The sequence below is a fragment of the Roseovarius sp. BRH_c41 genome (assembly GCF_000961715.1).
GTDB lineage: Bacteria > Pseudomonadota > Alphaproteobacteria > Rhodobacterales > Rhodobacteraceae > Roseovarius.
In genome coordinates this window covers 126,864-152,281 of record NZ_LADY01000020.1, presented here as the reverse complement: position 1 = coordinate 152,281, position 25,418 = coordinate 126,864, and the positions used below count along the sequence as shown (strand labels likewise).

At 61.9% G+C, this 25,418-nt stretch carries 26 protein-coding genes; 16 read left to right on the top strand and 10 right to left on the bottom strand.

The features are described from left to right. The first annotated feature begins 5 nt into the window (after window positions 1-5). On the top strand, window positions 6-1,430 hold the full coding sequence (locus VR71_RS06305) for an FAD-binding oxidoreductase (protein ID WP_045682136.1): 1,425 nt from the start codon (window positions 6-8) through the stop codon (window positions 1,428-1,430). A gap of 168 nt (window positions 1,431-1,598) precedes the next feature. On the opposite strand, the gene map is transcribed toward VR71_RS06305, so the two are convergent. Beyond that, on the bottom strand, window positions 1,599-2,411 hold the full coding sequence (map, locus tag VR71_RS06300; protein ID WP_009815636.1) for a type I methionyl aminopeptidase: 813 nt from the start codon (window positions 2,409-2,411) through the stop codon (window positions 1,599-1,601). Window positions 2,412-2,451: 40 nt separating this feature from the next. Next, complete coding sequence (gene sfsA, locus VR71_RS06295; RefSeq protein ID WP_045682134.1) at window positions 2,452-3,183, bottom strand: DNA/RNA nuclease SfsA; 732 nt, start codon at window positions 3,181-3,183, stop codon at window positions 2,452-2,454. Window positions 3,184-3,228: 45 nt separating this feature from the next. On the opposite strand from sfsA, the gene VR71_RS06290 reads away from it, so the two are divergent. The 4 genes from VR71_RS06290 to VR71_RS06275 are packed head-to-tail and all read left to right on the top strand — an operon-like array spanning window position 3,229 to window position 6,185. Beyond that, on the top strand, window positions 3,229-3,951 hold the full coding sequence (locus tag VR71_RS06290) for a molybdopterin-binding protein (protein ID WP_045682133.1): 723 nt from the start codon (window positions 3,229-3,231) through the stop codon (window positions 3,949-3,951). After that, entirely contained in the window at window positions 3,948-4,667 is a 720-nt protein-coding gene (locus VR71_RS06285) for an N-acetyltransferase (protein WP_045682131.1), read from the top strand. The genes VR71_RS06290 and VR71_RS06285 overlap by 4 nt, the downstream gene beginning before the upstream one ends. A gap of 3 nt (window positions 4,668-4,670) precedes the next feature. After that, window positions 4,671-5,243: a peroxidase-related enzyme gene (locus tag VR71_RS06280; protein WP_045682129.1), complete on the top strand. Its 573-nt coding sequence runs from the start codon at window positions 4,671-4,673 to the stop codon at window positions 5,241-5,243. A gap of 6 nt (window positions 5,244-5,249) precedes the next feature. After that, entirely contained in the window at window positions 5,250-6,185 is a 936-nt protein-coding gene (locus VR71_RS06275) for an OmpA family protein (RefSeq protein WP_045682127.1), read from the top strand. 16 nt (window positions 6,186-6,201) lie between these two features. Here VR71_RS06275 and VR71_RS06270 read toward each other — a convergent pair whose 3' ends face one another. The 3 genes from VR71_RS06270 to VR71_RS06260 all read right to left on the bottom strand — a co-directional run bounded on the left by VR71_RS06270 (window position 6,202) and on the right by VR71_RS06260 (window position 10,759). Further along, a complete protein-coding gene (locus VR71_RS06270; RefSeq protein ID WP_045682125.1) occupies window positions 6,202-8,223 on the bottom strand; it encodes a capsular polysaccharide biosynthesis protein in 2,022 nt (673 codons plus the stop codon). Beyond that, window positions 8,220-9,368: a polysaccharide biosynthesis/export family protein gene (locus VR71_RS06265; protein ID WP_040650253.1), complete on the bottom strand. Its 1,149-nt coding sequence runs from the start codon at window positions 9,366-9,368 to the stop codon at window positions 8,220-8,222. Before VR71_RS06265 ends, VR71_RS06270 begins: the two co-directional genes overlap by 4 nt. A 98-nt stretch (window positions 9,369-9,466) precedes the next feature. Beyond that, window positions 9,467-10,759 carry a capsular biosynthesis protein gene (locus tag VR71_RS06260; protein ID WP_009815628.1) on the bottom strand — a complete coding sequence of 431 codons (1,293 nt, stop codon included), beginning with the start codon at window positions 10,757-10,759 and terminating at the stop codon, window positions 9,467-9,469. A 138-nt stretch (window positions 10,760-10,897) separates the two neighbouring features. On the opposite strand from VR71_RS06260, the gene VR71_RS06255 reads away from it, so the two are divergent. After that, on the top strand, window positions 10,898-11,485 hold the full coding sequence (locus VR71_RS06255) for a riboflavin synthase (protein WP_045682123.1): 588 nt from the start codon (window positions 10,898-10,900) through the stop codon (window positions 11,483-11,485). 5 nt (window positions 11,486-11,490) lie between these two features. On the opposite strand, the gene VR71_RS06250 is transcribed toward VR71_RS06255, so the two are convergent. The 5 genes from VR71_RS06250 to VR71_RS06230 all read right to left on the bottom strand — a co-directional run bounded on the left by VR71_RS06250 (window position 11,491) and on the right by VR71_RS06230 (window position 15,618). Next, on the bottom strand, window positions 11,491-12,354 hold the full coding sequence (locus VR71_RS06250) for a DUF2189 domain-containing protein (RefSeq protein WP_045682121.1): 864 nt from the start codon (window positions 12,352-12,354) through the stop codon (window positions 11,491-11,493). Between the two features lie 125 nt (window positions 12,355-12,479). Further along, the gene (locus tag VR71_RS06245) at window positions 12,480-13,265 is read right to left on the bottom strand and encodes an ABC transporter permease (protein WP_009815625.1); all 786 of its coding nucleotides are present in this window, start codon (window positions 13,263-13,265) and stop codon (window positions 12,480-12,482) included. Then, the gene (locus tag VR71_RS06240) at window positions 13,262-14,014 is read right to left on the bottom strand and encodes an ABC transporter permease (RefSeq protein ID WP_045682119.1); all 753 of its coding nucleotides are present in this window, start codon (window positions 14,012-14,014) and stop codon (window positions 13,262-13,264) included. Before VR71_RS06240 ends, VR71_RS06245 begins: the two co-directional genes overlap by 4 nt. Window positions 14,015-14,019: 5 nt before the next feature. After that, the gene (locus VR71_RS06235; RefSeq protein WP_045682116.1) at window positions 14,020-14,781 is read right to left on the bottom strand and encodes a transporter substrate-binding domain-containing protein; all 762 of its coding nucleotides are present in this window, start codon (window positions 14,779-14,781) and stop codon (window positions 14,020-14,022) included. Between the two features lie 39 nt (window positions 14,782-14,820). Then, window positions 14,821-15,618, bottom strand: coding sequence for an ABC transporter ATP-binding protein (locus VR71_RS06230; RefSeq protein ID WP_009815622.1), 798 nt, complete (start codon window positions 15,616-15,618; stop codon window positions 14,821-14,823). A gap of 92 nt (window positions 15,619-15,710) precedes the next feature. Here VR71_RS06230 and VR71_RS06225 point away from each other — a divergent pair, with 92 nt between their 5' ends. The 10 genes from VR71_RS06225 to VR71_RS06180 all read left to right on the top strand — a co-directional run bounded on the left by VR71_RS06225 (window position 15,711) and on the right by VR71_RS06180 (window position 25,382). Continuing rightward, window positions 15,711-16,352 carry a TetR family transcriptional regulator C-terminal domain-containing protein gene (locus tag VR71_RS06225; protein WP_045682193.1) on the top strand — a complete coding sequence of 214 codons (642 nt, stop codon included), beginning with the start codon at window positions 15,711-15,713 and terminating at the stop codon, window positions 16,350-16,352. Next, entirely contained in the window at window positions 16,349-17,536 is a 1,188-nt protein-coding gene (locus VR71_RS06220) for a pyridoxal phosphate-dependent aminotransferase (RefSeq protein WP_045682115.1), read from the top strand. The genes VR71_RS06225 and VR71_RS06220 overlap by 4 nt, the downstream gene beginning before the upstream one ends. Before the next feature lie 24 nt (window positions 17,537-17,560). Next, window positions 17,561-18,346, top strand: a complete 786-nt coding sequence (locus VR71_RS06215; RefSeq protein ID WP_045682113.1) for a dimethylarginine dimethylaminohydrolase family protein — start codon at window positions 17,561-17,563, stop codon at window positions 18,344-18,346. 81 nt (window positions 18,347-18,427) lie between these two features. Next, window positions 18,428-19,750 carry an FAD-binding oxidoreductase gene (locus VR71_RS06210; protein ID WP_045682111.1) on the top strand — a complete coding sequence of 441 codons (1,323 nt, stop codon included), beginning with the start codon at window positions 18,428-18,430 and terminating at the stop codon, window positions 19,748-19,750. Window positions 19,751-19,957: 207 nt separating this feature from the next. Further along, complete coding sequence (locus VR71_RS06205; protein WP_009815617.1) at window positions 19,958-21,133, top strand: porin; 1,176 nt, start codon at window positions 19,958-19,960, stop codon at window positions 21,131-21,133. Window positions 21,134-21,256: 123 nt separating this feature from the next. Continuing rightward, on the top strand, window positions 21,257-21,643 hold the full coding sequence (locus tag VR71_RS06200) for a carboxymuconolactone decarboxylase family protein (RefSeq protein WP_045682109.1): 387 nt from the start codon (window positions 21,257-21,259) through the stop codon (window positions 21,641-21,643). A 189-nt stretch (window positions 21,644-21,832) separates the two neighbouring features. Continuing rightward, entirely contained in the window at window positions 21,833-22,999 is a 1,167-nt protein-coding gene (locus VR71_RS06195) for a porin (RefSeq protein ID WP_296429965.1), read from the top strand. 96 nt (window positions 23,000-23,095) lie between these two features. Further along, complete coding sequence (locus VR71_RS06190; RefSeq protein ID WP_045682105.1) at window positions 23,096-23,926, top strand: sulfotransferase domain-containing protein; 831 nt, start codon at window positions 23,096-23,098, stop codon at window positions 23,924-23,926. Beyond that, a complete protein-coding gene (locus tag VR71_RS06185; RefSeq protein WP_045682104.1) occupies window positions 23,923-24,792 on the top strand; it encodes a sulfotransferase domain-containing protein in 870 nt (289 codons plus the stop codon). Before VR71_RS06190 ends, VR71_RS06185 begins: the two co-directional genes overlap by 4 nt. A 77-nt stretch (window positions 24,793-24,869) precedes the next feature. After that, window positions 24,870-25,382: a hypothetical protein gene (locus VR71_RS06180; RefSeq protein WP_045682102.1), complete on the top strand. Its 513-nt coding sequence runs from the start codon at window positions 24,870-24,872 to the stop codon at window positions 25,380-25,382. Window positions 25,383-25,418 lie beyond the last annotated feature (36 nt).

Sequence of the window (25,418 nt, the reverse complement as noted above, 5' to 3'; positions counted from 1 at the left end):
ATTCCATGACCCTGACTCCGACCTTGGCCCCCGCCACCCCCGCATTCATCGACGCGCTGCGCGCGCATCTGCCTGTACCCGTGTTCCGCGAGGCCACTCCCGGCTACTTTGAGGAGCCGCGTGGCCGCTGGCAGGGGCAGGGCGTGGTTCTGGCCCCTGGCAGCACCGAGGAGGTGGCCGCGATTGTCCGCGCCTGTGCCGCCGCGCGCGTGCCGGTGGTGCCCTATGGCGGCGGCACGGGCCTTGTCGGGGGGCAGATCGCGCCCGATGGCCCGGTGCCGGTGATCCTGAGCCTTGAGCGGATGCGCGCGGTGCGGGGCATTTACCCGGCTGAAAATGTGATCGTGGTTGAGGCGGGGGTGATCCTGCAAGACATCCACGAGGCCGCCGCCGAGGTGGACCGGCTCTTCCCCCTGAGCATCGCCGCCAAGGGATCGGCGCGGATTGGCGGCAATCTGGCCACCAATGCGGGCGGCGTCAATGTGCTGCGCTACGGCAATGCGCGCGATTTGTGTCTGGGCCTGGAGGCGGTGATGCCGGACGGGCGCATCTGGAACGGTCTGAAACGTCTGCGCAAGGACAACACCGGCTATGATCTGCGCAATCTTCTGATCGGGTCCGAGGGCACGCTCGGGGTGATCACCGCCGCCGCTCTCAAGCTCTATCCCCGTCCAATGGGAGAGGGCACGGCGCTGATGGTGGTGGAGGGGCCACGCGCTGCGCTCGACCTTTTGGCATTGGCGCGCGACCGGATGGGCGAGGGCGTAAGCGCCTTTGAGATCATGCACCGGGCGGGGCTCGAGTTTCTGGCCGAGACGTTGCCCGATATCCGGCAGCCCTTTGCGCAGATGCCCGAATGGTTCGTCTTGATCGACGTCGGGCTGGCGCGCGGGCTTGATCCGGCGACGGCGCTTGAGGGGATTTTTGCCGAGGCACTGGAGGCGGGGCTGGTCAGCGACGGGGTCATCGCGCAATCCGAGGTGCAGCGCCATCAGTTCTGGGAGGTGCGCGAGCAGATCCCCGAGGCCAACAGGCGTGTCGGCTCGATCAGCTCGCATGACATCTCCTTACCGATGTCCGAAATCCCTGACTTCATTGTGAAAGGCGCTGAGGTGATCGCCCGGATCGGGGCGTTTCGGATCAACTGTTTCGGGCATCTGGGCGATGGCAATCTGCATTACAACGTCTTTCCCATGCCGGGGCGCGCCCGTGCTGATCACGTGGCTGAGCGGGACGAGATCAAGCGTGCGGTGCATGATCTGGTGCATGCGATGGGCGGGTCTGTCAGCGCCGAACATGGCATCGGGCGGCTCAAGGTCGAGGATCTGGAGCGCTATGGCGATCCGGTAAAGCTGGACGCGATGCGGGCCATCAAGGCAGCGCTTGATCCTCTCGGGATTATGAACCCGGGGGCGGTGCTGCGGGGGTGAAGGGGCGGATGGCCCTTTGCTGAAGTTGGCCCCAATCGCCAATGCGCGGTCTCAAGGTGCCGCAGGCACCGCCGCGCAGCGCCCACCCGGCGGACGGGCCCCGCGCGGCTCATCGCACGCGTCGAATGCCCCTTCAGACCACACCCGACGCCAATCGCTGGCCCCGGTTCACTCCCAAGTCGGATGAAACTTGCCCGCAGGCGACAGGGTGAAAATCTCGACACCGCTCGCCGTCACCCCGATCGAATGTTCGAACTGCGCCGAGAGAGATTTGTCGCGCGTCACGGCGGTCCAGTCATCGGCCAAAACCTTGGTTTCGGGCCGTCCCAGATTGACCATCGGCTCGATGGTGAAGAACATCCCTTCTTCGAGGGTCGGCCCGCTGCCTGCACGCCCGTAATGCAGCACATTGGGCGGGGAGTGGAAGACGCGGCCAAGGCCATGCCCGCAGAAATCGCGCACCACCGACATGCGATGCGCCTCGACGTAGGATTGGATCGCGTGGCCGATGTCGCCAAAGGTATTGCCGGGCCGCACCGCCTCGATCCCTTTCATCAGCGCGTCATGCGTGACCTGGATCAACCGCTCGGATTTGCGGCTGAGCTTGCCCGCCACATACATCCGGCTCGTGTCGCCGAACCAACCATCGAGGATCACGGTGACGTCGACATTCAGGATGTCGCCGTCTTTTAGCACCTTGTCGCCGGGAATGCCGTGGCAGACCACGTGATTGACGCTGATGCAGCTGGCGTGCTGATAGCCCTTGTAGCCGATGGTGGCGGATTTCGCGCCTGAGGCGTTGACCTTGTCCTCGATCAGCTTGTCGATGGCGGCGGTGGTTTGGCCGACGAACACATGCTCTGCGATCTCGTCGAGGATCTGCGCCGCTAGGGCTCCGGCGCGGTGCATGCCCGCGAAATCCGCAGCCTCATGGATGCGGATCCCCTCGCGTGTCAGTCTTCCACGGTGTGTCTCGTTCACGTCCGGCCTCGTATGGTGTTCATTTTCCGTTTATCTAGGGCTATTTGCGCGAAAGGACCAGAGGGCGGTCGTCGCCAAACGGCAGGCTGTGACCGATTGTGATCTCTTGCGGGGTGATATTGGCACGATATGACATAACCGTGACCCCCGCCGCGCGTGCGGTTTGCAGCGCCTTAGCATAGGCGGGGTCTATGTCTTGGGCCACGGTCACGGCCTGCGTATCGGTGCGTTGCACCAGATAGAGGAGCACGGCGCGATGTCCGGACTGCGCCATCTCTGCCAACTCGCCCAGATGTTTCGTGCCGCGCGCGGTCACGCTGTCGGGAAATTCGGCTTGACCGGGGGCGCGCGACAGGGTCATGGATTTCACCTCGACATAGGCATCGGGCAGGCCCGCGCCCGAGAGCAGGAAATCGACCCGGCTGGCTGTGCCGTAGGCCTGCTCGGGGCGGACCCGATCATAGGCGGCCAGTTCCGGAATTGTCCGCGCCTCAAGCGCATTTCTGACGATCCGGTTGGCAAGACCTGTATCGACACAGACGAAATCCCCACCTGAGAGGTCCACCAGCCGCCAGCCGAATTTCAGCTTTTTGCGGGGATCTTCATTGGGTTCAACCCAGATGGATGCGCCGGGATCAGCCAGCCCCAGCATGCTGCCGGGATTGGGGCAATGCGCCGTCACCTCGCGCCCGTCCGTCAGGCGGATATCGGCGAGAAAGCGTTTGTAGCGGCGCAGCAGCACGGCCTGCACAAGAGGGGTTTGAAAGCGCATGGCCTGCGCCTATACCGGGTTTGTTCCCGGATCAAGGAGTCTGCCATGCCCAACCCGACCGCAGCCATGCTTGTCATCGGAGATGAGATTCTCTCGGGGCGCACGCGCGATGCCAACATGCACTATCTGGCGGGCGAGGTGACGAAGGTGGGCATTGACCTAATGGAAGTGCGCGTGGTCAGCGACGATCCCGGCGCCATCGTGGCCGCCGTGCGGGCGCTGAGCGCGGGATATGACCACGTATTCACCTCAGGCGGGATTGGCCCGACCCATGATGACATCACCGCCGAGAATGTGGCGGCGGCCTTTGATCGCCCCATTTCAGTGCGCGACGATGCCCGCGCGATATTGGCCGCACATTATGACGCGCGTGGGCAGGAATTGAACGCGGCACGCCTGCGCATGGCGCGTATTCCGGATGGGGCGGTTCTGATCGACAACCCGATCAGCGCAGCACCTGGATTCACCATCGCGAATGTGCATGTTATGGCCGGGGTGCCCGCGATCTTTCAGGCGATGCTGGCCTCAGTGCTGCCAACACTCACCGGCGGTGCGCCGATCCTGTCGCAAACGCTGGAGATCCGACGTGGCGAAGGTGATATCGCGGGTCCACTGTCGGATCTGGCGGAGCGGTATCCGGACCTCAGCATCGGGTCTTACCCGTTCATTCGGGATGGCTGCTACGGGGCACAGATCGTGATGCGCGGTCAGGACGGTGCACGGCTTGATGCCGCTATATCCGAATTGGCGGGGATGTTTCCGGCATGACACCTGATGTGCAGACACTTTATGCGGTGACAGAGGCCACTTGGCCGTCCGCGCAGACGCAGCACCTTGGCCCCGTGACCCTTCGCGATGGGAAGGGTGGCGGCAAACGCGTGTCCGCCGCCACTGTTGCGCGGCCGATCACCATCGAGGAGTTGACCGCAGCCGAGGCTGCGATGCAGGATCTTGGTGAGACCCCGCTCTTTCAGGTGCGCCAAGGGGATGACACTCTGGACGCGTTGCTGGCGACCAAAGGCTACAAGGTGGTTGATCCGGTTAATCTCTATGTCGCCGCGTTGGATGCGTTGACGGTTGAAAAGCCACCCCGCGTCACGACGTTCTCCATCTGGGAACCCCTTGAAGTCATGCGCGAAATTTGGGCCGAGGGTGGGATCGGCCCGGCGCGGATCGCGGTGATGGAGCGTGTCATCGGCCCCAAGACCGGGCTCTTTGGCAGGCATAAGGACCAGCCCGCCGCCACCGGCTTTGCCGCCATTCACCAAGGGATTGCCATGGTGCATGCGCTCGAGGTGCAGGTCCGCCACCGGCGCGCGGGCATGGGGCGGCTGATGATGCTTCAGGCCGCGCATTGGGCGCAGGAGCACGGCGCACAGTACCTGTCCGTCATCTGCACCAAGAGCAATCAGGGTGCCAATGGCCTATATTCGGCGATGGGCTTTGCCCATGTCGGGGACTATCATTACCGGCAAAAGGAGTGAGAGATGACCAAACCGGACCAGCCCACCGCACTTGATTTGCCGATGATCGAGCCGTTGCCCGACGCGACGCAGAAATACTTCGATATCTGCGCGGAAAAGCTGGGTATGATCCCCAATGTGCTGAAGGCCTATGCCTTTGACATCGACAAGCTCAACGCGTTCACCACGCTCTACAATGATCTCATGCTCGCCCCAAGTGGTCTGACCAAGCTGGAGCGCGAAATGATTGCGGTTGTCGTCAGCTCGATCAACCGGTGCTGGTATTGTCAGGTGGCGCATGGGGCTGCGGTGCGGCAATTGTCGAATGATCCGGCATTGGGCGAAGCGATGGTGATGAACTGGCGTGCCGCACGGCTCGATGCACGGCAGAGCGCCATGCTGGGGTTTGCGGAAAAGGTCACCAAAGCCTCTGCAGAAATCACCGAGTCCGACCGTCAAGCGCTGCGTGATCAGGGCTTGAGCGATCGCGACATCTGGGACATTGCCAATGTCGCGGGGTTCTTCAATATGACCAATCGTGTTGCCTCGGCCACGGGCATGCAGCCGAATCCCGACTATCACGCACAGGCCCGTTGATCCGGCATGCGAAGCGCCTGCACTCTCTTGCTCTCGATGTTACTGGCCTGTGGGTCGGCGCAGGCGCTCGATCTCAAATTGCCTGCCAATGCCAGCATGACACGCGAGGTGATCCGCGAGGCGGATACGCTGATCCTGCCCATCGGTCCATACTCGACCCAAGGCGCTCCACGCCTGCGGCTGGACGGTCAGATCATCAGCCGCGCTTGGCGGTTTCCGGCGCAGGGCGTCACGACATTGCAAATCCTCATACCATTGCGACGCCAGTTGGAAGACTCCGGATGGGAGGTGATGTTCGACTGTCTGGCCGAGGAGTGCGGCGGGTTCGATTTCCGCTTTGCCCTGCCGGTCTTGCCTGCGCCCGACATGTTCATCGATCTCTTTGATTATCGTTATCTTGTGGCGCGCCGTGGACCTGAGGCCAAGTTGGAGCACGTCGCCCTGATCGTCAGCCAGAGTGGGCAAACTGGGTATGTGCAAACGATCCAACTGACAGGCTTGGGTCAGGAGTCAGATGCAACGGGTCCACGCAGCCCTGAGGTCGACGACACGTCCCCTCCTGATGTCGTGCAGGCATTGAAACGCTACGGGCATGCGGTGCTGGAGGGGCTCGATTTCGGGTCTGGGGACAATGCGCTTGGGCCGGGACCGCATCCTAGCCTTGAGGCGCTTGCTGCCTATCTGCTGACAAAACCAAACACCCGCGTTGCGCTGGTTGGACATACGGACAGCACGGGCGGGTTGGAGGGGAATATCGCCCTTTCACGGTCGCGTGCAGAGGCGGTGCTGAGCGTTCTGACGGAAATTCACGGTGTGCCTGCTACCCAACTCGAAGCGCATGGCATTGGCTATCTGGCACCCTTGGCCCCGAACACCACCGGCGACGGACGGGAGAGCAACCGTCGCGTTGAAGCCGTGTTGTTGGATACCGCCGCCGAGTAGATAGCGCTGATGTGCCTTATCGCCAGAGACTTGCCTGAGAGGCCAGAGCGCCTTGCAGCTTGGCCAACAACCGGTTGGCTGGACCGGGACGGGGCAACGGCCCATGCGCGAGCCGATGGACCACCACCTCGACCGGGCAGGGCCGTCCCGTCTTTGGATCGAAATAGCGCGGATAGTCGATCAACGTGGCATGCACGAGACCAGTGAGCAATGGCCGCGCCCTGCGTCTTGCGGGGGTTTCGCCCAGATCGCGGGTCAGCCCCCATCCGGCATAAAAGGGCGCGCCGGTCGTGGTCACACGCACCCCGCGCAAGAGCGCCTCAAAGCCCAACAAGGATGTCATGGTCCACACCTCTTGGACCCGTGGCAGGAGGTGGGCCGGATCGGTGTGGATGAGGACCATATCCGCAAGCTCGTAAAGCGCCTCCGGGGGCACGTTTCCGGGTCGCAGGCCAGCCTCGACATCGGGATGGGGTTTGTAGAGGATCACGGCCTTCGGATTGGCGAGGCGCACAGAGTGCAAAAGGCTGAGATTAGTAGTGATCGCACCGGCGCCAAGCCGGATCGAGGCGTCATCCTCAACCTGCCCCGGCACAAGAATTCGGTGGCCCTCTGGCAGATCGTGGGCAGGCTCTCCTTGGTTATACTTGCTCAGCCCATGCCGGGTCAGCGCGGCAATCAGCGCCTCTGCGCGCGCCTCTTGATCGGGACGCATACGCGCGCGCGCGTCAATCAGATGTTCCAGCCTGCTGTCGTGGGTCGGATCGTAGTAAATGCCCAGATCATCGCAGACGAGCGACAGAGGGGGAATGAGATCGGCCCCAAGGCCGCGCGACCGCAAAAATCCGTCCTCAATGCGGATCGCGCCCTCTGGGGTCTTGGCCGCGCTAGACGCCCAGACCATTGAGGGGCGCTCGGTCTGGGGCCGCTTGGGGAACGAGACCCGCCGGTATTGACCAAAGAACCGCTGCAAAGGCGCACGTTTCCACAGGCGCATGCCATAGGCTGCCCATCCGGCGTGATCCTCGCGCCATGCGCGGGTCATCGCCTCGAAAGTTCCGATGGCGGTTGTCAGATCGCAGAGCCGGTCGTGATAGGGATCATACCATGTGGGATAGAGCAGCATTGCCCCGGCAAAGAGCTGCGCGCGGGTCAGCTTGCGGCCTCGGCGCCTCAGGGGCAGGGGGTGGTGATCGTCGCTGAGACCCCATCCCGCGTAGAATGGCTTGCCGAAGACCTGAGGCCGGTGCCCCGCCAGGATAGCCTCGAACCCCATCTGAGAGGACACGCAATAGACCGCGACAGCCCCCTCGAGCAGCGCCCATGGGCTGACGGGAGCAGACAACAGGGTAATGCGCGCGGACTCGTCGGCACCTGTGAAATAGCCCGGCCGATGGCCCTGTGCCGTTTCCGGATGTGTCTTGATCATAATGCGCGCGCCGGGGTGATCCTCTTGTGCCCAATAGAGCATTTCACGAAAAGTATTGGCATCCGCCCCGCCGTGGATCACCGACGCATCGCCGCGCGTCTGGTCGATGACCAGCACATAGCCCGGTTCGGGGCAGGGAGTGCGGGGATCGAACCCGGAGTATTTGCTCAGATGCGTCTCTTGCATTCGGGCCATGCCGCTGCGCGCCTGATTGAGCAGGGCTGTGTCGTCCAGCGGATGCGTGGCGAGCAGATGTTCAAGATCCGACGGGCGGCTGCTGTCGAAATAGATGCCGCGCCGGTCGATCACCAAGCCAAGCGGTGGTTCCCCCGAGCGCCCCGGATGAAGTGAGCGCAGGAACGCATCCTCGATCCGCAAGAGGCCCGCACCGGTCCGCTCGGCCATTGCCTCGCCACGCTTTGCAAAGGGGCTGCGGCCCCAGACGGCGATGAGATCCTCCGCGTCGGGCCGGCCGAGGGTCAGATTATAGCCCGCCAGTGCCAGAATACGGCGCACACGGCCTTGCCAAAGAAACCCGCCGTTGAAAAAGAAAACCCGCCGGGAGGCCTGCGCCTCGCCAGCGGGTTCACCGTCTAAGGGCTGCCTCAAAAGTCGCCCGAGAGCGTCGAGGACGCCGTTGAAATCGACCCAACCGCCCCAAGTGTGCCGGTCAGTGCGCCGATGACTTTCGACCATTGTGTGAACGGTGCCTCGGTCACATAGATGGTGTCATCGTCGCGAACGGCAAAATCGCGGGCCATGAACATGCCATTTGGCTTGGTCAGATCAAGAACGTAAATAAGGCGCTGCGCGCCTTGCAGATCGTTGCGACCCAAAACCTGATTTGCCACCTCTGCGGGTTCATTGCGTAGTACAAACACACCCGTCGGATCGGCGGCAGAGGTTGTCAGCCCGCCGACCTGCGCTATCGCTTCCAAGGCGCTCAGTGTCTGGGTCTCGAATGTCACGCGCGCCTGTGCGCCGGTGGCCCCAAGTGCGGTATAGGCGCGCGTATCGGCCTCGACCAGAATACGGTCGCCACCGCGCAGCGCGATGTCGAACTGCGGATGCTTGAAGAGATCCTGAAACCACACTTTGGAGCGCTGATCGCCCCGGATCACCGTGATCTGCGCCACTTCAGGTTCAATGGCGATCCCGCCCGCAGAGGCGATCATCGCCGAGAGCGTACGAGTGGGGGCCTCGATTGGATAGACGCCCTGACCGCTTACAGCCCCGCTGATCGACACGGTCGAGCCGTTGCCCGCGAGGCGACGCACTTCGACCTGTGGGTCAGGGGTTTGTTGTTCGAGCTTTTCGGTAATGATGCGACGCACACCTTCGGGTGTATTGCCTGCGGCTTTGATCCGCCCGGCGTATGGCACGAAGATAAAGCCTGATCCGTCTACCTGCACCTCATCAAGGAGGGTCTGGTTTGTGGCCTCTCCTGCCAAGAGCCCGTCATCAACATTTTCCCAGATGGTCAGTCCCAGAGTATCGCCGGAACTGATCATGTCGGATCCGAGGAGCCCCGCATTTCTGAATTCATCCGTGAACCCAAGGGCGGGTTGGACAGCCGTGGCGCGGGTCACGCGATCGTTCACCGTGACGACAAAGGCATCCCCCTCCTTCTGCACGGAGCCTGCGTAAAGTTCACGCTTGTTGGGACCTACACGAGGCAGGGCGCATCCGGCCAATATGGATGCAATGGCCAAAAGCGCGACAGACCGCGCCCATCGGGAATGTCGGGGTATCACTGCTCGGTCTCCTCGACCTGTTTTTGTTCTGCCTCGGGTCTTTTTTTCTTAAACTACCGAACATGTTTACGAAAATCCAGCATTTCTATCTGGATGGCTTACGGGATAAGGCGCAACTGTTGCCGAGGGGCCGCGGTGCCAGAGCGCAGCGCGTCATAGGGGTCTTCGGGTGAGAGCATCATGTCGACGGCCTGACGCAGCAATTGCCGCCGCCCGCTGGCGGAATAGAACCCGCCCGCGATCTGGCTGGTCTCGAGCAAAAAGCGGCGGTAATCGGTGTAGGCACGGCGATCCGGCCGCTCCGCCCCGGCAAAGAAATCGCGCAAGGGTTTGGTCGAGACAAACTGCGGCTTGGCATAGACCGCCTGCCCGAAGGTGCGCAGCGGAATGCCGCGCCAGAGCACCTGTTGCGCCGCCGTGGAATTGACCGTGACCGCAGATCTGGCCTCATCCAGCAACTTGGCCAGCTTGCCGCCGCGCAGGTAATGCACCCGGCCACGCAGGCCGTAGGTGTGGATCAGGCGGCGCAATTCACTGCGGATGGGGGCGCGACCATCCTCCAGCGGATGTGCCTTGATCACTAGATGATGATGCGGCGGCGCTCCCTTGGCGAAGCCGTCGATGACGGTTTCCAGAAACTCAGTCATCGTGGAAAACGGCGAATGCGCCTGAAACGAGGCGTCATGTTCCAGTTGCAAAAGGGCGATGTGATACGGAAAGCCGCCGGTGCGGACGCGCCATGTCGTCAGACGCCGCTCGATCGCCTGAACCGGCATCAGGACCAGACGTTTGAGATAGAGCTTAAATTCCTGTCCAACGGTCAGCGCGCGATGTGGGCGGAAATGCCGGTAGCGGCGGTTCAGGAAAAGGACAAAGCCGTGATAGAGCGCGCCGTAGAACACATGCTGGCGCATGTCGCCCCAACTGGCGGGGGGCAGGGCGGTGTCCATATCCGAGTTTTCCAGCGCCTGCCGCATCTCGGGCACGCTCATTTCCATCAGGCGGGAATTGCCATTGGTGCCACCGCGCTCATACGTCACCCAATAGGGGCGCATGTAGCCTTCCTCGAACACATGGACCCTGAGGCCGCGCGCACGGGCCATTTCGACCGCTTGCGCATGAATGGGCCGGGTATCGCCATAGAGCACCAGATCGGTGATGCGCTTGTCGTCGAGGATCTGGGTCAGGGTTGCGGGCCAAGTTTCGGCGTCGCTCAGAAACGGCAAATAGCTCGAGCGGTCACGCCAGAAGACTTGATCCCCGGCATTGAACCCCACGCGCCAGACATCCGCACCGGCCCGGCGCAGCATCTGCCCGAGTTTATAGAAAAAAGGTCCATGCGGTCCCTGAAGAAACAGGAACGCACGCTCCTCGCCGGTCAGACCTGTCATGCTGGGGTCTCTTGCCTTTGCGCTCAATCGTGCTTTGATACTGCAATAATCAGGCAAAAATAAGCCCCTTCCGCCGCGGTGTCTTGTCATGCGGACCCGGCGGCGCTAGGGCGGGGAGAGAGCAAGAGGAGAGCGGCCATGTTCACGGGTATCATCACCGATGTGGGGCGCATTCAAGCGGTCGAGCATCGTGGCGACCTGCGCGCGCGGATCGGCACCGGCTATGACACGGGCCGGATCGACATCGGCGCGTCCATTGCCTGCGACGGCGTTTGTTTGACGGTCGTAGCTCTTGGGTCCGATTGGTTTGACGTTGATATCTCTGCTGAAACCCTGTCCAAGACCAATCTGTCAGGCTGGGATGCAGGGCGCAGGGTCAATCTGGAACGCGCGTTAAGGGTAGGCGATGAATTGGGCGGGCATATCGTGTCGGGCCATGTCGATGGGCTGGCCGAGGTGGTGGGATTGCGCGACGAGGGCGACAGCACCCGCGTCATCCTGCGCGCGCCCGATGCCCTTGCGCGGTTCATCGCGCCAAAGGGGTCGGTGGCGCTGAATGGCACCTCGCTTACAGTCAACGAGGTAGAGGGCCGCGATTTCGGGATCAACTTCATCCCGCATACCAAGGCTGTAACCACCTGGGGGAATGTGGCCTTGGGGGATATGATAAATCTCGAGATCGACACATTGGCCCGCTATGTGGCACGGCTGGCTGAGGCAGGCTGACCGCTCTATCCCTCCTTTGGTACGGCAGCGCGGTAGAGATGCCAGGTCGCATGTCCAAGAACCGGCAGCACGATCACCAACCCGAGGAACGCAGGCAGCATGCCAATCGTCATGCTCACCGCGACGATCAGGCCCCATGTCGCAACGATGCGGGGATTGCGCCGCGCAACGGCAACGGAGGTCATCACCGCAACCGGAATGCCTGCGCGTCGGTCGATCAGCATTGGAAAAGACACCAGACTGATGACCAGAACCAGTGCGGCAAAGACGAAGCCCGTTCCCATCCCGAGCAGGATCATCTGCCAGCCGGCAGTCGTTGTCAGGACATCGCTCAGGAAACCGGTGACCGATAAGGGCGGAAGCGGTCCGAGCGTGATGTTGTAAATATAGGTCGCGGCAAACATCCAGACCGCGAAAATCCCCATCAGATAGAGCGCCAGAACCAGAACCGGCCCCAAGACATGGGCACGCAACGCATGCAGGGCCTCGGCCCAATTCGGGTCTTGTCCTGTTTCACGCTGTCGGCTCATCTCGTAGAGGCCCGCGGCGGCGACCGGACCAAGCAGGGTGAACCCTGCGGCCAATGGGAACAGCATCGGTAGTCGCGCCGAGTTGAAGGCCAAGAGCGCGAGCGTGATGCCGATCACCGGGTAAATGGCGATGAGGAAGAAAACGTCGCTGCGAAAGGCGGTGAAATCTGCGAGCCCCTTGCGAAGCGCGGTTCTCACGTCGTCCATGTCAAGCTGGCGCACTTCGGGCGGTGTGGTGATTTCACTGCCGAGCGCGTCGGCGGCGTCTGAGGCGCTACGACTTGCACTCGCTGTTGTCCCCGCCAACCACGTCAGCGGATTGCCGATGGTCTTGGTCATGATGGCCTCCCATTTATGGCGCGGAAGCCGAGAGTGGGGCGTCGCGCCGTCGCGTTGCCGTGCGCCATCCTACCACGTTTTACCCGCTCCGTCACATCACGATGGGGCGATGCCGCGCAGGTTTATTAGCCCTGCTGTCTGCGGGTTGGCACGCGGTTTTCGACCCAGCGGAACATCAGGGCGATCAGGCCCGCGATGATCATGTAGACGAGGGCCAGCAACAAAAGCGGCTCATAGACAATGAACGTGTCGGCGCGCACGCGGTTGGAGACTGAATAAATCTCGATCACGGTGATGGTTGCCACCAGCGGTGTTGCCTTGAGTTGCAGGATGGTCTCGCCGCCGAGCGTGGGCAGCACGTTGCGAATGGCCTGCGGGAGCCAGATGCGGCGGAATATCGTGAAGCGCGGCATGCCAAAGGCGCGCGCCGCCTCAAGCTGGCCCTTTTGCACGCTGGCAAAGCCGCCGCGCATCACCTCGCCCTCGTATCCCGCATAGGAGAGGGTGAGCGCCAGCACCGCATAGGGCCAGGCCTGCCGCAAATAGGGCCAAAGCTCAGAGCCGCGAATCCACGGGTATTGCGGGAAGAGAGAGCCTAGGCCGTAATAGAGCAGCCAGATTTGCAAGAGGAGCGGCGTGCCGCGAATGATGGTGCAGAAAATGCGCGCAGGCGCGGCCAGATACCAAGGCCCCGCCGCCTGTGCGAGACCAAGCGGCACCGCGAGCGTGAAACCCAGCACGACCGTCACCACCAAGATCCAGATCGTGCGCCACAGCCCCTCAAGCGCCAGAGGCAGGTATTGCGGCAGCCAGTCCCACCGCATGGACAGGGCGCACCAGAGCACGAACCCGGCGAAAAGCGCCATGAGAAACAGGCGGCGTGGGATCAGAAGCGCGCGCAAGTCACTCATTGTCCGCCCTCCCTAAGCGACGGCTGGCCGCGCCGCGCCCATTTCTCGATCCGGGCAAAGATCACGCCGGAAAACAGCGTGACGATCAGGTAAAGCGCGCCCGCCGCGAGGAAAAAGGTGAAATAGGCCCGCGTGCTGCCCGCTGCCTGCCGGGTTTCCAGTGTCAACTCGCTAAAGCCTACGATGGCCAAGAGGGCCGTGTCTTTGGTGGCGATCAACCAAAGATTGGCAAGCCCCGGCGTGGCAAAGCCCATCATTGCGGGGATTGTTACGCGTCGCAGCGTCATCAGCGGCGGCATGCCAAAGGCACGCGCGGCCTCAAGCTGTCCGGGTGGGATCGCCTGAATGGCCCCGCGCAACACCTCCGTGGCATAGGCACCCTGCACCACGCCCAAGACCCAGATGCCCGCAACAACTCCGCTGATTTCCACACGGCCATAACCCATGGCGATAGCCGCCTGATTGATCAGATCCGATCCGACGTAATAGAGTATCAGGATCAGCACCAGTTCCGGCACGGCGCGAATGACGGTGGTATAAACCGCCAAAAGATCGCGCAAGAGCGGCCCGCCGTAGAGCTTGCCATAGGCGCCGCCCAGTCCGATCACGAGGCCAAAACCAAAGGCCCCAAGCGCGATCTGGAGCGAATTCGCCAGCCCGCGCAAGAGGTTGGCACCCCAGCCCGGAGGCTCGAGCGCGAGCAGGCTGGCGGCATCCGCCAGCCCCAATGTGTCAAGCAGCGCCTCCAAAGGGCTTAGTAGATGCTGGCTTTGAAGTAGCGCGCGGTGATCGCCTCATGGGTGCCGTCGGTCAGAATGGTGGCGATGCCCTTATTCAGCGCCTCGCGCAGCGCGTCGTCCCCCTTGCGCACGCCCGCGCCCACGCCAAGGCCCAGAATAGCCGGATCATCGGCGACATTGCCCTTGATCTCGCAGCAGGCCCCCGCCTCGGTGGCAACGAAATCGGCCATGGCGATGCTGTCGGCCTGCGTGGCGTCGATCCGGCCAGAGACCAGATCCTGATTGGCCTCGTCCTGCGTCTGATAGATGCGGATTTCGGCGGCGTCCTTGAAATATTCCTGCGCATAGGCCTGATGGATGGTCGAGGCCTGCACGCCGAGGATCTTGCCGTTCAGGCTCTCGGGGCTGGCGTCCATTTCAATCGCCTTTCCAGCCACGACCACGGTCGGCGTGTTGTAGTAAGCGTCTGAAAAGTCAATGGTTTTCATCCGTTCCTCGGTGATCGACATCGAGGCCATGATGGCATCGATCTGCCCGCCCGTGAGCGAGGGGATGATCCCGTCCCAAGCCACCGGGGTGATCACGCAATTGAGGTCGGCTGCCTTGCACACGGCGTCGATCACCTCGACCTCCCAGCCGACCCAGGTTCCAGAGGAATCGAGCGAGGCAAAGGGCGGATAGGGTTCGGCGGCGATGCCGATCTTGACCTCTTGCGCGGCAAGCCCGGTGCCGAGGGCTGCCAATGTGGCGGCGGCGAGGATGGTTTTCAGTGTCATGTTAGTCTCCCTTGTTGGTTCTGGTTGATCTGCCCCGCCTTATCCGACGGTTTGCAGAAATTGCTTGAGGCGGGCCGATTGTGGCGCGCCAAAGACGCGCTCGGGGGGGCCTTCTTCCTCGATCCGCCCTTGATAGAGATAGACCACATGATTGGCCACCTCACGGGCGAATTTCATCTCATGCGTGACGATCAGCATGGTGCGCCCCTCGGCGGCAAGATCGCGGATCACGCTCAGCACCTCGCCCACAAGCTCGGGGTCAAGGGCGCTGGTGGGTTCGTCAAAGAGCATCACGGCGGGATCGACGGCGAGGGCCCGCGCAATGGCCGCGCGCTGTTGCTGGCCACCGGACAGAAAGGCGGGAAAAGTATCGGCCTTGTCGCCAAGGCCTACACGGTCAAGCAGCGCACGCGCCCGCTCAATCGCTTGATTTTTCGGGGTTTTCAGGACATGCATTGGCACCTCGATCACGTTTTCCAAGAGGGTGCGATGGGTCCAGAGGTTGAAGGCCTGAAATACCATGCCAAGCCGGGTGCGGATGCGTTCGATCTGGCGGCGGTCGGCGGGGCTTCCGTCTGCGCGCATGGCGATTTCCTCGCCATTGACCACGATCCGGCCAGAGCTGGGCGTTTCGAGAAAGTTGATACAGCGCAGCATGGTCGATTTCCCCGACCCGGACCCGCCGATGATCGCCACCACATCGCCCTTTTGTGCGGTGAGCGACACGCCCTTGAGCACTTCGAGCGGCCCGAATGACTTGTGCAGGTTTTCGACAAGGATCGCGGGCGACACCGGGTCGGGCGCGTCGGACGGTCGGGGCGCTGCGGTCAAGGGCATGTCTCCGGCAGGGTCACTTTCGGCTTGTAGTAAGGCGGAAGAGTTGTAATTATGCAAGCGTATAATTGAACCTGCGCAGGTTGGAGGCGCTCATGACCGGAGAACGCCGCAAATTCAGGCGCGAAGGGGCCGACAGCCGGCGTCAGGCGCTGGTCATGGCGACGCTCGATCTGATCGCCGAACAGGGCGTGCGCGGGGCCACGGTGCGCGCCATCGCGGAGCGGGCGGATGTGACCCAAGGTCTTATCCGGCATTACTTTTCCACCAAGGATGAGCTGGTGCAGGAGGCCTATCTGGCGCATATGGCGGGGCTGACAGAGCAGACCTTTGCCGGGGTTGTAGAGCGGGACACGGCCCTCGGACGGCTGGCGGCGCTGGTGGTGGCCTCGGTGACGCCGCCGGTGGTTGATGCGGCCTCGGTCGGGCTCTGGGCCGGGTTTCTCAACCATGTGCGGCAGGATGCGCGGATGCGCGCGGTGCATGCGCAGACGTATCACGATTTCCGCGACCGGCTGGAGCGGTTGATCGTGGCGGCGCTGGAGGAAGCGGGGCGCGCGCCGGATGCGGGGCAGGCGCGGCGGCTGGCGATTGCCTGCAACGCGGTGATTGATGGGCTCTGGCTCGAGGGTGGCGCGCTGCCCGAAGCGTTTGGGCCGGACGAACTGACAGGGATTGCCCTCACGGCGGTGGGGGCGATTTTGCAACTGGATTTGGAAGAGGCGGCGAAGACATGAGATTTTCCTCTATAAATGAACGACTTGCTGGGCTTGGCGGGGCCAAGTGGAAGGTTCATGCGCGGGCCAAGGAGATGGCGCGCGCAGGTCGCGACGTGATCCGCTTGACCATCGGAGAGCCGGATGTGCCGACGCCGGAGCACCTCAAGGACGCGGCCTATGCTGCGATGAAGGCGGGGCGCACGGGCTATTCGGACGGGCGCGGCGAGCCGGGGTTGCGGGCGGCTCTGGCGGAAAAATACAGCAAAAACAGAGGCCGTGCGTTTCATCCCGATCAGGTGATGTGTTTTCCGGGCACACAAACAGCACTTTTCGCCGTGATGATGGCGGTGGCGGAGGCGGGCGCGGAGGTGCTGGTCGGCGATCCGATGTATGCCACCTATGAAGGGGTGATCCGCGCCACGGGGGCGACGATGGTGCCGGTTCCACTGCGGCCTGAGAATGGCTTTCGGATGGCGGCGGCGGATATAGCACCCCTGATAACCCCTAGAACACGCGCGATTTTATTGACCACGCCGCATAATCCCACGGGGGCGATTCTGACCCGCGCGGATATTGCCGCCTTGGGGCAGTTGGCGATTGAGCATGACCTCTGGATCATTTCGGATGAGGTCTATGAGGATCTGGTGTTCGAGGGATCCGAGTTTGTCTCGCCCCTGTCCGAGCCGGGTTTGGCGGAGCGGGTGGTGGCGGTGTCGTCGATCTCCAAGAGCCACGCCGCGCCGGGATTTCGCAGTGGCTGGTGTGTCGGGTCGTTGGAGTTTTCGGCCAATCTTTTGGCGTTGTCCGAGACAATGCTCTTTGGAAATCAACCGTTTATCGCGGATATGACGGAACAGGCGGTGCGCGAGGGTTCGGATGTGGCAGCAGGTATGCGGCAGAGGTTCGCGGCGCGGGCCGATCTTTTGGCCACGCGGTTGGAGCGGGAGACGGCGTTGGTTGCGCATCGGCCCGAAGCGGGAATGTTCGCCATGGTGGATATTGCCGCGACGGGGATGGACGGCGAGAGCTATGCCTTTGATCTTTTGGAGAAAACCGGCGTAGCAGTGATGCCCGGCGCGTCCTTTGGCAAGACGCTGGAGACATGGGTGCGCTTGGCGCTGACGGTGGACGACGCGCCCTTTGCCCAAGCGATTGACCGGATCGTGGCACATGCCAATGCACGGCGTGTCAAGATCGCCTGAAATCAAACATAATCAGAGGGTTAGATGATGAATTCCAGCTACGAATTCCGCCGGGCGATCACCCGCAAGCCGGGCAAGAGCATTGTGGGCGGATTGCGGGCCGAGGATATCGGCACGCCGGATCTCACGCGGATGCTGGAGGCGCATGCCGCCTATGTCGCGACCCTGCGCAGCACCGGGGCGGAGGTAGCGGAACTGCCCCCGCTCGAGGACTATCCGGACGCAGTTTTCGTAGAAGATACAATGCTTTGCCTGCCGGAGTTGGCCATCACCATGCGCCCCGGAGCGCCAACGCGGATGGGCGAAGTGGCCGAGATGCGCCCGGCGATTGCGGCGTTTTATGGGGACAGGATCGCAGAAATTGCCGCGCCGGGGACCATTGAGGGGGGCGATATTCTGGTGACGGGGCGTGAGATTCTGGTGGGGCTGTCAGCCCGGACCAATCGTGAAGGAGTGGCCCAACTCTCTGATATTGTTAGTGAATATGGATATACTCTGAGGTTGGTTGAGACCTCTGCGGGGGTTTTGCATTTCAAGACCGATTGCGGCCTGATCGGGCCCGAGACGATCCTGAGCACGCGCAGACTATCGGCGTCGGGCTGCTTTGAAGGCTACGAGGTGCTGCTTGTTCCTGACGGCGAGGAGGCCGCAAGTAATTGTATTCGCTTCAATAATCTGGTGATCATGGCCGCCGGTTTTCCGCGCACGGCAGAGATGCTGGTGGGGCATGGCTATGAGGTCGTGGAGATCGACAATATCGAATGTGCCAAGCTGGATGGCGGGATGTCTTGTCTTTCGCTGCGATTCTGAATGTACATGACGTACGTTTTGTACGCGGGTTGTGGACGCAATTCAGACGCGCCCAATCGGGCGTGAGATCAGGAGAAGATCATGCGGATCGAATGGGCGCGGGAGGCCGATCTTGGCATCCCTTACTGGTGGTCGGCGCTGAGTGCGCCCGAGGCGGGGGAGGACCTGCCCGACACCTGTGACGTGCTGGTGATCGGGGCGGGCTATGCCGGGTTGTCGGCGGCGCTGGCGGCGCATGATGGCGGCGCGCGGGTTGTTGTGGTCGATGCTGCGGAGCCGGGGCATGGGGCGTCCACCCGCAACGGCGGCATGTTCGGGGCGCATCCCCGTCTGGGCTGGTCCGAGTTGGAGGCGAAGTTCGGGGCCAGGGTGGCGGATGCGCTCTTTGCCGAGGCGAAGCCGGCGCTCGACTGGGCTAAGGATCTGATCGCGCGCGAGGGGATCGAGTGCGATTTCCAGAACACCGGGCGGGTGCAACTGGCCTACACACCCGCGCATTTCGCCAATCAGCGGCGGATGGCACAGGTCGTTACCGAGAAATCAGAAGTGAACGTGCGGATCATTGAGCGCGCTGATCTGGGGCAGGAGATCACGACCGAGAAATATCACGGCGGGCTGTTGTTCTCGGAGCATGGTGCGATTCACCCGGCCAAGTTCCATCAGGGCCTGTTGCGGGCGGTGCGGGGGCGGGGCGTGCCGGTGGTATCCCATGCGGCGGTGACCGCGCGCGAGGCCGAGGGTGCAGGATACCGGGTGCAGACCGCCAAGGGGGTGATCCGCGCGGCCAAGGTGGTTTTGACCACGAACGGCTACACGCGCCGCCCGTTTCGCTGGCATATGGCGCGGGTGTTTCCGCTGCCGTCTTATATCATCGCGACCGAAGACTTGCCGTCGAACCTGATCGGCCATATCGCGCCGGGGCGGCGGATGATGGTCGAGACGCGGGCACGGCACAGCTATTTCCGCATTTCGCCGGATGGCCGCCGTGTGCTCTTTGGCGGGCGCGCCTCGATGGCGGAGATGGGGCCGGAGGCGGCTGCGGCGCAGCTCTATAAGGTCATGGTGGGAATCTGGCCCGATCTGGCGGGCGTCAAGCTCAGCCATTCGTGGCAGGGCTTCACCGGCTATAGCTTTTCGCATATGCCGCATGTGGGGCAGGATGAGGGCGTGCATTACGCGATGGGCTTTTCGGGGTCAGGGACGGTGATGGCGCCCTGGTTGGGATCGAAAGCCGCCTATCAGGCGATTGGCGATGCCCGGGGGGCCACGGCCTATAGCGCCACGCCGCTCAGCCGGAGCTGGCTGCATCCGGGCGAGCGGCCACATTTCCTGCGGGCCGCGAATCTCTGGTATCGGCAGGTGGTGGACCGGGTTGAGGACTGGCAGGCGCGGGCCGGTCGCTAGGGCGGCTGAGACAGGCTTTGCCTGTTTTGCGAGCGTTGTGGGCGGCTGGAAGGCAGGAGTGTGTCGGCCCTGCATCATATGCAACAGATTCGTGACATTCACTAATCGGTGTTTTGACTGTGAACCGTTCGTGAGCGTCATGGTGATTATCAGCCGGTCGCGAATTTTCGCGACGGCACGTATCAGAATATTTCTGGAGGGACTTCCTTGAAACACCTACTCACGAGCACCAGCGCGATCGCCCTCGGCGTCGTCATGGTCGCCCCCGCATCGGCCCAGGAATGGGATATGAAATGGGGCGGCTATTTCTCGAGCCATGTGGCATATGCCACGGTCGATACGAACACAGCCGCGCATCTTGGCGCTGATTTCGACGGCGTTGATGTCTACAGCGAAACCGAAATCGAATTCACCCCCTCGGTGACGCTCGACAACGGCATGACCTTTGGCGTCAACGTGCAGATGGAAGGCACCAACAACGGTGGCGGCGCGACCGGCATCGACGAAACCTACATGACGATTTCGAGCGACGCATTCGGCAAGATCGACCTCGGCAACGAGAACTCGGCTGGTTACAAGATGATGGTGTCGGCGCCGCAGATCGACGGCAGCATCTGGATCAACTCGCCATCGATCTCGGGTTTCATTCCGATTTCGGTCAGCGCCGGTGGCAACCTGCCGTGGAACTTTCGTCAGTCGGCCATCTCGGCCTACACCGAGGTTCTGGGCAACAACGACGTGGCGCGGATCAGCTACTACACCCCGTCCTTCAACGGTCTGACGCTGGGTATCTCCTATGCGGCTTCGGATAACATTGTCGGCACCGGTGCCAACGCAGGCAACAACTTTGGTGTGAACCGCAACGCGGGCGTGACCGACATCTTTGACGTCGCAGTGGCCTATAGCGGGTCATTCGGCGGTTTCGATCTGGATGCCGCGGCGCGCTGGGGCACTGCCGAGAACAACACCGGCCTTGCAGGCACCGATGATCCCGAGACTTGGGGTGTCGGTGCAACCGTCGGCTTCAACGGCTTTGCCTTTGGTGGCTCCTACTCGGAGAATGACAACGGCGGGCTTTTGCCGGATGAAGAGGGCTGGGCGCTGGGCGTCACCTATGACCTGGCCGGTCCCTGGAAATTCGGGATCGACACCTATCAGGGTGAATACAGCGGCACCGGTGCGGCCTCTGGCGACAAGGCCGAATTCGAAGCCTATCAGATCATCGGCAGCCGTGAACTTGGCGAGGGCGTGAGCTGGGCGATCTATGCCGTCTATGCCGAAGGCTCTGTCAACGGCAACGCCGGCGGCACCTTTGCACCGGGAACAGCCAACACCGAGGTTGAAGGCACTCTGATCGGCACGTCGATCAACCTGACCTTCTAAATCCGGATCTGGATTGACTGAGGCGCGCGGGGGTCATTCCCCGCGCGTTTTGCATGTCTGGAGCTTGTCCTATCGCGCAGCCCTGCGATGATGCGTTACGTCAGGCATCAAAAGGAGCAGGTGATGAGCATTTTCGACGAGGATCTCTTTCTCAGGGGGCTGGAGCAGCGCAAATCGACGCTGGGGGCGGAGTATGTAGCGCGCAGTCTGGAGGCGGCGGATGACTTTACCCGTCCGTTTCAAGAGGCGATGACCGCCTGGTGCTGGGGATTTGGCTGGGGTGACGAGGTGATTCCCCCCAAGACCCGCAGCATGATGAATCTGGCCATGCTGGGCGCGCTGGGCAAAATGCACGAGTGGGAATTGCATTGTCGGGGTGCGATCAACAACGGGGTTACGCCCGAGGAAATCCGTGCAATCATTCATGTCGTGGGAATTTACTGCGGGGTGCCGCAGGCGCTTGAATGTTTCCGGGCCGCAAAAAAAGTCCTGAGTGAGGACCAGGGATGAGCGAAGCCCCTTGTTTGAAAGGGCGCTGGAACTGTGGTGTGGTTTCTGCGTCACAATCCGGGCGGGATGCGGCAAGAGCAGGGGGGTTGCGTTGACAGTTTGGGGGCGAATGGCGCATTTCATAGCACAAGCCGTTTCCAATGACTGGTGCGGCGGATCTGATTAACCTGCTTCTGAGGAGGGACACCCTTGAAAAAGCAACTTCTGAGCACCAGCGCGATTGCTCTTGGCGTAGCATTCGCCGCACCTGCATCGGCACAAGAATGGAACATGAAATGGGGCGGGTTCTACAACTCGCACGTTGGTTATGTAACTGTTGACTCCGATACCCCTGCCCATGCTGGCGCAGACTTTGACGGCGTTGACGTGTATGCGAACACCGAAATCCACTTCAAGCCCTCGGTTACTCTGGACAACGGCCTGACCTTCGGCGTCGACATCCAGATGGAAGGCACCAACAACGGTGGCGGCGCGACCGGCATCGACGAAACCTACCTCTCGATCTCGGGCGACGCGCTCGGCAAAATCGACCTCGGCAACGAGAACTCGGCTGGTTACAAGATGACTGTGGCTGCGCCGCAGGTCAAAGGCGGCATCGGCATCAACTCTCCGTCGATCTCGGGCTTTGTTCCGATCTCGAACGGCGCCGGCGGCAACCTGCCGTGGCTGTTTCGTGACGCGGGCATTTCGTCCTATGCTGAAGTTCTGGCAAACAACGACGTTCCGCGCATCACCTACTACACGCCTTCCTTCAACGGTCTGACCCTCGGCGTGTCCTACGCTGCTGCGTCGAACGTTGCAGGTACCGGTGCAAACGCTGGTAACAACTTTGGTGTGAACCGTAATGCCGGCGTGACCGACATTTTCGACATCGGTATCGCATACAGCCAGTCGTTCAGCGGCGTTGACCTCGACCTGTCGGCTCGTTGGGGTACTGCAGAGTCCAACATTGCTGGCACCAGTGATCCCGAAGTTTGGGGCGTTGGCGCAAGCGTTGGCTTCAGCGGCTTTGTCATCGGCGGTGGTTACACCGAGAACGACAACGGTGGCATCCGTGCATTCGACTCCGAAGGCTGGAGCCTTGGTGTGACCTATGACATCGCTGGCCCGTGGTCGGTTGGTTTCGACACCTACCAGGGTGAGTACAATGGCGTTGGCGCCGGTTCCGGCGACGCTGCCGAATACGAAGCCTACCAGCTGGTCGGCAGCCGTTCGCTTGGCGCTGGCGTGACCTGGGCCGTGTACGCAGCCTATGTTGAAGGTACTGTGAACGCAGACGTCGGCGGCACCTTTGGTAACGCCAACACCACGACCGAAGGTACCCTCATCGGCACCTCGATCAACCTGTCGTTCTAATCGACCGGTAACAAGACAAGGGGCGGGGGGTGACTTTTCCCCCCGCCTTTTCTATGTGTGCCGCATATGTGAGCAAACTGCGGAGGCCGACGGGGCATGAAGCGAAGCATCATTTGGCTGGCCTCTTATCCGAAGTCCGGGAATACGTGGACGCGGCTGTTCCTCGCCAATTATCTTATGAACGCGCAAGAGCCGGTGCCGATCAATCAGGCGCACCGCTTTGCCGTGGGCGACGCCGTCGTCAAGATGTACAACCGGGTTGCCGGGCGCGAGATTGACCCGCAGGATCTGGCGCTGTGTTTGCGTCTGCGTGATCCGGTCCTGCGCGCCATCGTCGCCAACAATGCCGATGTCAATTTCGTTAAAACGCATAACGCGCGGGTGGCTCCGGAGAAGATCGACCTGATCCCCGACCGCTACACACGCTCTGCGATTTATATCATCCGCAATCCGCTGGATATGGTGCTGTCCTATGCGCGCCATTACGGCATCACGCAGGAGGACGCGGCCCATAAGATTTGCCATCCCGACAATGGCAATCTGCCGACAGAGACATCCGTGGCGCAATACCTCAGTTCGTGGGAGTTGCATGTCAAGAGTTGGATGGCCTATGCCCCGTGGAAGCGCCTGCTTGTGCGCTACGAGGATCTGTTGGACGATCCCGAGACGCAGTTCGCCAAGGTGCTGGATCTGGTGTGCGTGCCGGTGGACAAGGAGCGCCTGCAACGGGCGATCCGGTTCTCCAGCTTTGACGAGTTGTCGCGGCAGGAAGACGAACAGGGGTTCATCGAGCGGCCCGAACAGAGCGCGAAATTCTTTGGCAAGGGGCAGAAGGATCAGTGGAAAACCGATCTCGACCCGGCGCTGGCGGAGATGATCCGCACCAAGATGGGGCAGACGATGAAGCGATACGGGTATCTGGAATGAACGATTTGCGGCGGATCATCTGGCTGGCGAGCTATCCCAAGTCGGGCAATACATGGATGCGTAGCCTCTTGGCGCAGTATTTCATGCCCGCAGGAAAAGCGCCGGATATCAACAACTTGAGACAGTTTACGACTGGCGACACGCGGCAGGATTTCTTTGACGCGGCCAATGGCGGACCGTTTCGAGGGCAGGGGGTAGAAGACTGGATGCGGGTGCGGGGCCGCGCGCTGCGCCTGATTGCGGGCTCAAAACCGGACCATCATTTCGTCAAGACCCATTGCCAGACGGTTCGGATTTTCGATCAGGATGTGATCCCGCCCGAATTGACCGCCGCCGCGATCTATATCATCCGCAACCCGTTCGATCTGGCCCCGTCCTTTGCCCGGCATCAGAATTGCGATCTGGATCTGGCGATTGAACGGATGTGCAACGCCGACACGATCACCGGCACACCGAATGGCATCATCGACCTGCTTGGCCGTTGGGACGATCATATCCGCGTCTGGACCAATGCGCCGGGCTTGCCGATCCATGTGGTGCGATACGAGGATATGCTGCACAATCCCGGTAAGGCGATGCGCGGCCTGCTGGAGAAATTCCTCAGGGTCAAGGTGGACGGTCCCAAGCTGGCGCGCGCCATCAAGGCCACGAGTTTCGAGGCGATGAAGCGGCAGGAAGAGACGCTGGGATTCGCGGAAAAGCCCAAGGGCATGACCGCGTTCTTTGCCAAAGGGCAGGCCGGGGTCTGGCGCGAGGATTTGACGCCGGCGCAGGTGGCGCGATTGCACGAAGCGTTTTTGCCGACGCTGGAGCGGTGGTATCCTGAGATGCTCAAGGAAATTGCTGCTGTTGCCGCGCGGGCCTGAAGCCGCATAGCTGGCAATCGCGGGCCGTGTCGCTATGTTGAAGCACGAATATCAACCGCCTGACGGGAGGGTCTGAGATGATGCGCAAGAGTTTGATCCTTGGAGCTGTGGCGCTGGCCGGGTGCACGGCGGTGGGTCCGCAGATGGTGGCGCGGCTGGGCGCTGATCCGGTGGTCTCTGGGGGCCATTACGATTCCGGTGGTGGGCTGAGTGTGGCGGCGGATCTGCGAGAGCATCAGGGCCGCGTGCTGGTCTGCGGTGTCTGGGCGCAGAGCCATCAGCAATCGGTGCTGACCAAGGGCAAGGCCGTCGATGTCATGGGCTCGGGCGCGGTCTATCTGGGAAATCATGCGCTGGTGCGTGGGCTGGTATTCATGCGCGAGGTGCCGCCCGCGCTTGATTACGCAGGGAAAGAAGCGGGCTGCGTGCTGACCGAGCGGGTCTGGCAGGCGGCCTATGCCAAGGCCGCGCCGGTGATCCGTCTGCCGCGCCAAGTGGTGCATGTCGAAGGGGATGTTGGGCATTTTGTCGTGACGTTCACGCAGACCGGACCGGGTGCCGGGGCACCGAAGCCCGCAACAGAGGGCTAAAATCACACTGAATCGCCTCTTTTGCCGGGAAAGAAA